Source organism: bacterium (genome assembly GCA_021372775.1).
Classification (GTDB): Bacteria; Acidobacteriota; Polarisedimenticolia; order J045; family J045; genus JAJFTU01.
On sequence record JAJFTU010000145.1, the window covers coordinates 1 to 5,994 of the forward strand.

Consider the following 5,994-nt stretch of genomic DNA (forward strand, 5'->3'; position numbering starts at 1 on the left):
GAAGCCGCACGGGCCGAGCACGACGTCGAGGTTGGCGGCGATCGCGCGGCGGATCTTGCGCAGGAAGACGAAGAAGAAGGCGGTGAAGAGGGCGATGCAGAGCCGCACGCCCCAGTCGGGGAGGATGGAGACGCCCCAACGGTGGAACTTGTACCAAAAGACGCCGGTCACGTGGAAGCGCCCGAGAAGGCGCCGCGACCATCCGCCTTCCGGGGCGTGAGGCGGCGTTTCGGCGCGCGAGGTCGCGCTCATGACGATGATCCTTCCGGCGCGCGGGACGCGGCGCCGCGCGCTCAGGCTTGCGCGGCGAGCCTCGAGGCGACCAAGTCGGCGAGCGTGGCGACGGAGTAGAACGCGTCCTTGCCGACGTCCTTGCTCTGGATCTTGATCTGGAACTTCTTTTCCAGCGCCACGACCAGTTCGAGCGCGTCCACCGAGTCGAGCCCGAGCCCTTCGCCGAAGAGCGGCGCTTCGTCCTCGATCCCCGCCGGCTCGACGCCGTCGAGCCGCAGACTCTCCACGATCACTTCCTTGATTGTCGCGCGCAATGCGTCTCTGTCCACGATCGCACCATCCATGCCGGCTGTCCCTTGCCGCCGCGCGGCGACGTCCCCCGCAAAGGGCGCAAAGTATAGCATGCGGTTCCCGGCCCACTCCGCCGCGCCGCGCGTTCCCCCTTCCGCGTACATTCCCGCCGTTGCCGGAGGTTCGCGCGTGAAGGTCATCCTGCTCAATCCGTCTTCGCCTGAATCGTACTGGAGCGGCGTCCGCTCGCTGGAGTTCGCGGATCGGCGCTGCCTTCTTCCGCCGCTCGGACTGCTCACCGTCGCCTCGCTGCTGCCGCGCGAGTGGCGGCTCAGCCTCGCCGACGAGAACGTCGCGGAGATCCGCGACGAGCAGCTGCGCGCGGCGGACGTCGCGATGCTCACCGGGATGCTCGTCCAGCGCGACGCGCTCCAGAATCTTCTGGTCCGCTGCCGCGCGCTCGGCGTGAGGACGGTCGTCGGCGGTCCGTACGCGACGACGTTCCCCGACGATCTGGCCGCCGCCGACCACATCGCCGTCGGCGAAGGAGAACAGTTCGTCCCCCGGCTCGCCGCCGACCTGGAAAGGGGGACGGCGGAGCGGGTCTATCGCGCGGAGGGGTGGCCCGATCTCGCCGGCCTCCCGCCGCCGCGCTTCGACCTCCTGCCGAAGCGCGTCTACCGCCAGATGGCGATTCAGTTCTCGCGCGGCTGCCCGTTCGACTGCGAGTTCTGCGACGTGGTGCGCCTCTACGGCCGCCGGCCGCGGACCAAGAGTCCGCGCCAGTTCGTGGCGGAGCTGGAGGCGCTCAAGGCCACCGGCTTCCGCGGCGACGTCTTCGTCGTTGACGACAACTTCGTCGGCGACCGCGCCGCGGCGCGCGCCGCGCTGGCGGAGGTGGCGCGCTGGCGCGGCGCGACGCGCGTGCCGTTCCGTTTCTACACCCAGGCGGGCCTCTCCCTCGCCGACGATCCGCCGCTGGCCGAAGCGATGGTCTCCGCCGGCTTCGACGCGGTCTTCGTCGGCGTCGAGACCCCGAACCCGCAGGCGCTGCGCGAGGCGGGGAAGCCGCAGAACCTCCGCGCCCCGCTCGAGCGGATCGAGTCGCTGCGGCGGCGCGGCCTCGAGGTCTGGGGCGGCTTCATCCTCGGCTTCGACGCCGACGGCCCGGACATCTTCGACCGCCTCGCCGAGTTCGTGGAGCGGGCGGCGATTCCGTACGCGATGGTCGGGTTGCTCGGCGCGCTGCCCGGCACGCGCCTCTATCGCCGCTTGGCGGCGGAAGGGCGGCTGCGGGCGGACCTGCTGTGGCGCGGCGACCAGTTCGGCGTGACCAACGTGATCCACCGCCTGCCGCTCGACCAACTGCTCGCCGGGTATCGCCGCGTGATGGAGCGGCTCTACAGTCCCGAGGGGTACTTCGCGCGCTGCCGCGAGAGCCTGCGCACCTGGTCGCCGGTGCGCGGCGTTCCGCGGGTGCGCCTGTCGTGGGACGATCTGCGGGCGGGACTCCGGTCGTTCGTCGGCCAGGGAATCAAGGGGCCGTACCGGCGCTCGTATCTGCGCTTCCTCGCCTGGGCGTTCGCCCACTGCCCGAGCAAGCTCCCGCGGGCGGTGACGATGGCCGCGGTGGGGCACCACTTCATCGAGTTCACGAGCGACAAACTCGTCCCCGCGCTCGAGGCGGCGCGGCTGGCGCTCGCGCGCGAGGGGAAGCTCAGCGAATCGTCCCCTGCTCCTTCATCTCCTTGAACGTCTCGCCGGCGACGGCGACGAGCTTGGCGTGAAGCCGGCCGGCCGCGACGGCGAACTCCGCGTCTTCCGCGGCGCCGACATGCGCGCCGAGCGCGGCGCCGAGCGCTGCGTCCCCCGCGCCGGCGACCGCGGCGAACTCGGCGCGCCGCTCCGCGGCGGCGCCGGCCTCCGACCCGCCGCCGACGAACGAGGCGCCGACCGCGTCGTCGAGCTCGCGCGCGACCGCGTCCGGATCCTCGCCCGCGGCGACGACCGCGGCGAGGCAGGCGTGCCCGGCGAAGGCGCAGAACTCCGCCGCCCGCGCCTTCGACTCCGGCCCGTCGAGCGCCTGCTTCAGCGACGGCGCGGCGACGACCTCCTCGAAGACGATCGTGCGCAGCAGCACGCCGCAGATCATCCGCGCCGCCTCGGCGGCGGAGACGCTGTTGCCCTGGCTCATCTCGGTCCTCTCCGGTGCGGGCGCAAGCGTACCACGCGCGGCGCGCGCTCCCCGTCCGCGGCGCGCCGGCGTTCCCGCGCGGACGCTCAGAGCAGCGCGAGGCGGAACGGCATGGCGAAGGAGATCGGTCCGGGCGGCAGCGCCGCGGCGCGCGCCAGCGCCGCAGCGCCGAGGACGGCGATCTTCTTCTCCAGTTCCTCGCGCGAGGCGAAGGCCTGCGGCACGACGGCCGTCTCGGAACGGCGCGGCCGCGCCGCGTCGAGCGCGGCCCCGCCGGACGCGACCTTCTCCGCCTCGCCGGTGAACGCGGCCCACGGCGAACCGGCGTCGTGGTCGATCACCACGACGTCGGGGGCGAGGGAGCGCGCCTTGCGCAGCGCCGCCGCCGGATCGGGCATCTCGTGCAGGCAGAACTCGAGCAGGACGACGTCGGCGGCTTCGTCCCACGACATGAAGTCGGCGACGCGCGCCTCCAGCCGGTCGTCGAGTCCCTTCGCCCGCGCCGCGTCGGCCAGACGGCGGACCGCCGCCTCGTCCACGTCGATCGCCGTGATTCGCGCCGCGCCGCGGGCGGCGTCCACCAACTGACCGCCCCCCGCGCCGACGTGCAGGACCGTCTTCCCCGCGAAGTCGTAGAACGCCGCCGCGCGGGCCTTGATCGCCTCCATGTCGGCCGCCATTCGCGCTCCCTCCGCCCTCCGCCGCGCGTATGTTTTCCGCGCCAAGGAGGACCGTCGCATGAACACGTTCCGTCTCGTCGCTTCCGTCGCCGCGTCCGCCGTCTTCGCCGTCGCCTTCGCGGCCGCGCCGAGCCCGACGGCAGTCTACGGCTCGGGAAAGAACGTCTTCAAGCTCGCCACCGGCAGCCCGGGAGAGCTCGGCCTGCTCAAGGGGCTGGGCGAGGCGTTCGCCGCCAAGGGGGACGCGCAGCTCGTCTGGATCAAGGCCGGCACCGGCGAGGCGCTCGACCTGCTCAAGAAGCGCGAAGTGGACATGGCGATGGTCCACGCGCCGAAGGGGGAGAAGCAGGCGCTCGCCGAAGGGTGGGCCGCGTCGCGCACGCTGATCGGCTCGAACGAGTTCTTCGTCGTCGGCCCGGCGGCCGACCCGGCGAAGATCGCCGCGGCGAAGAGCGGGGCCGAGGCGTTCCGGCTGATCGCGGCGGCGAAGGCGAAGTGCTTCTCGCGCGGCGACAACTCGGGCACGCACCAGAAGGAGATGCAGATCTGGAAGAGCGCCGGGATCGAGCCGGCGGGGGACTGGTACGTCGTCACGAAGGACTTCATGAGCGCGACGCTGCGCCGCGCCGACGCCGAGGGCGGCTACTTCATGACCGACAGCAGCACGTGGGTCGCCGAAGAGAAGAACGTGCCGAAGCTCAAGGTGCTCTTCCGCGGCGACAAGGCGCTGGTCAACACCTACCACGCGCTCGTCGCGCCGGCGGGGGCGACGCCGGGCGCGGCGACGGCCGCGGCGTTCGCCGCCTTCGTCGCCGGTCCGGAGGGGCAGGCGATCATCCGCGCGTACGGCAAGGACAAGTACGGCCGCGCGCTCTACGACGACGCGGCCTACGCGGCGAAGTACGCCGACTGAACGGTCCGAGGCGCGGCGGCGCGCTTGCGCGTCCGGCGCGGGGCCGTATGTTCGGTCCCGGCGGGCGGCGCGCCGCCGCGCCGCGGAAAGGAAGAACGCCGATGCTCGACTTCACCTTCCAGAACCCCGTCAAGATCATCTTCGGCGCCGGCCGGATCGCGGAGATCGACGCCGAGATTCCGCGGGACGCCCGCGTCCTCGTCGTCTACGGCGGCGGGAGCGTCCGCAGGAACGGCGCTCTGGACGAGGCGAAGGCCGCGCTCGGCGGGCGCTTCGCGCTCGAGTTCGGCGGCGTCGAGCCGAACCCGGCGTACGAGACGCTGATGCGGGCGGCCGAGCTGGTCCGCGCCGAGCGGATCGACTTCCTGCTCGCGGTCGGCGGCGGCTCGGTGATCGACGGGACGAAGTTCGTCGCCGCCGCGGCGCACTTCGACGGCGAGCCGTGGGACATCCTCGCCAAGGAGGCGCCGGTGCGCCGCGCCGTGCCGTTCGGCGTGGTGCTGACCCTCCCCGCCACCGGCTCGGAGATGAACTCCGGCGCGGTCGTCACGCGGCGCGGGACGCAGGACAAGCTGGTCTTCGGCAGCCCGCTCGTCTTCCCGCGCTTCGCGGCGCTCGATCCGACGAAGACCTTCACGCTGCCGCCGAACCAGACCGCGAACGGCGTCGTCGACGCCTTCGTGCACGTGATGGAGCAGTACCTGACCTACCCCGCGCGCGCCGCGGCGCAGGACCGCTTCTCCGAGGGGCTGCTGGCGACGCTGATCGAGGAGGGGCCGAAGGCGCTGGCCGAGCCGCGCGACTACGACGCCCGCGCCAACGTGATGTGGTGCGCGACGCTCGCCTTGAACGGCCTGATCGGCGCGGGGGTTCCGCAGGACTGGGCGACGCACATGCTCGGGCACGAGATCACCGCGCTCTACGGCGTGGACCACGCGCGGACCTTGGCGATCGTCCTTCCGGCGATGATGGAACGGCGGCGCGGGGCGAAGCGGGAGAAGCTGCTGCAGTACGGCGAGCGGGTCTGGGGGATCGCCCACGGGACGGAGGAGGAGCGGATCGACGAGGCGATCGCGAAGACGCGCGCCTTCTTCGAGCTGCTCGGCGTGCCGACGCGTCTCTCCGACTACGGGATCGGTCCCGACGCCGTCGATCGCCTCGTGGCCCAGCTCGAGCGCCACGGCCTGACGAAGCTCGGCGAGCGCAACGACGTCGATCCCCCGCTGGCCCGCCTCGTCTTCGAGACGGCCCTGTAGGCGGCCGGCGCGTCGCGATCGTCGCGTCCCCGCTCAGGAGTATTCCGCGCCCGCCGCCCGACGCGCCGCCGACGTTACGCGGGGCGTCGCTCCGTCGTCCCGACTCCCGCGTAGAAGCAGGACAGCGCGCGCTCCACCGCCTCCTCGAGCGGCTCGCGGCGCGCGTGGCGGTGGTGGTAGTAGAGCGACGTCTGCAGCGAGTCGAGCCAGAACTGCACGAGGAACTCGACCGGCGCCGGACGCACCGCGCCGCTCTCCGCCAGCCGCCGCACGATCGCCCGCAGCCGCGAGCGCTCCGACGAGTAGATCGGCGAAAGCTGCTCGGCGAACCGCGACTGGAACCCCCACTCGAACTGCACGCGCTCCTTGAGGTAGATCGGCAGGAAGACCGGCCGGTCGCGCAGCACGCGGAAGTACGCGGCGGCC

Annotated in this window: 8 protein-coding genes; 3 read left to right on the forward strand and 5 right to left on the reverse strand. The window is 72.5% G+C overall.

What is annotated here, in order from left to right; genetic code table 11:
- Positions 1 to 252 (reverse strand): hypothetical protein (locus LLG88_04735; GenBank protein MCE5246213.1); only part of this gene is annotated, 252 nt, incomplete at its 3' end.
- A gap of 41 nt (positions 253 to 293) precedes the next feature.
- Positions 294 to 578 (reverse strand): phosphopantetheine-binding protein, encoded by a 285-nt coding sequence (locus tag LLG88_04740; GenBank protein MCE5246214.1) that lies wholly within the window; start codon positions 576 to 578, stop codon positions 294 to 296.
- 136 nt (positions 579 to 714) lie between these two features.
- Between LLG88_04740 and LLG88_04745 the strand changes: the two genes are divergently transcribed.
- Entirely contained in the window at positions 715 to 2,277 is a 1,563-nt protein-coding gene (locus tag LLG88_04745) for a B12-binding domain-containing radical SAM protein (GenBank protein MCE5246215.1), read from the forward strand.
- Here LLG88_04745 and LLG88_04750 read toward each other — a convergent pair.
- Together LLG88_04750 and LLG88_04755 are read right to left on the reverse strand one after the other, a co-directional pair.
- Entirely contained in the window at positions 2,243 to 2,719 is a 477-nt protein-coding gene (locus tag LLG88_04750) for a hypothetical protein (GenBank protein ID MCE5246216.1), read from the reverse strand. The two genes, LLG88_04745 and LLG88_04750, sit on opposite strands and share 35 nt — an antisense overlap.
- Positions 2,720 to 2,805: 86 nt before the next feature.
- Complete coding sequence (locus LLG88_04755) at positions 2,806 to 3,399, reverse strand: class I SAM-dependent methyltransferase (protein ID MCE5246217.1); 594 nt, start codon at positions 3,397 to 3,399, stop codon at positions 2,806 to 2,808.
- A gap of 58 nt (positions 3,400 to 3,457) precedes the next feature.
- Here LLG88_04755 and LLG88_04760 point away from each other — a divergent pair, with 58 nt between their 5' ends.
- Complete coding sequence (locus tag LLG88_04760) at positions 3,458 to 4,312, forward strand: substrate-binding domain-containing protein (protein ID MCE5246218.1); 855 nt, start codon at positions 3,458 to 3,460, stop codon at positions 4,310 to 4,312.
- Between the two features lie 101 nt (positions 4,313 to 4,413).
- On the forward strand, positions 4,414 to 5,568 hold the full coding sequence (locus tag LLG88_04765; GenBank protein MCE5246219.1) for an iron-containing alcohol dehydrogenase: 1,155 nt from the start codon (positions 4,414 to 4,416) through the stop codon (positions 5,566 to 5,568).
- Positions 5,569 to 5,642: 74 nt separating this feature from the next.
- Here LLG88_04765 and LLG88_04770 read toward each other — a convergent pair.
- Positions 5,643 to 5,994 (reverse strand): hypothetical protein (locus LLG88_04770; protein ID MCE5246220.1); only part of this gene is annotated, 352 nt, incomplete at its 5' end.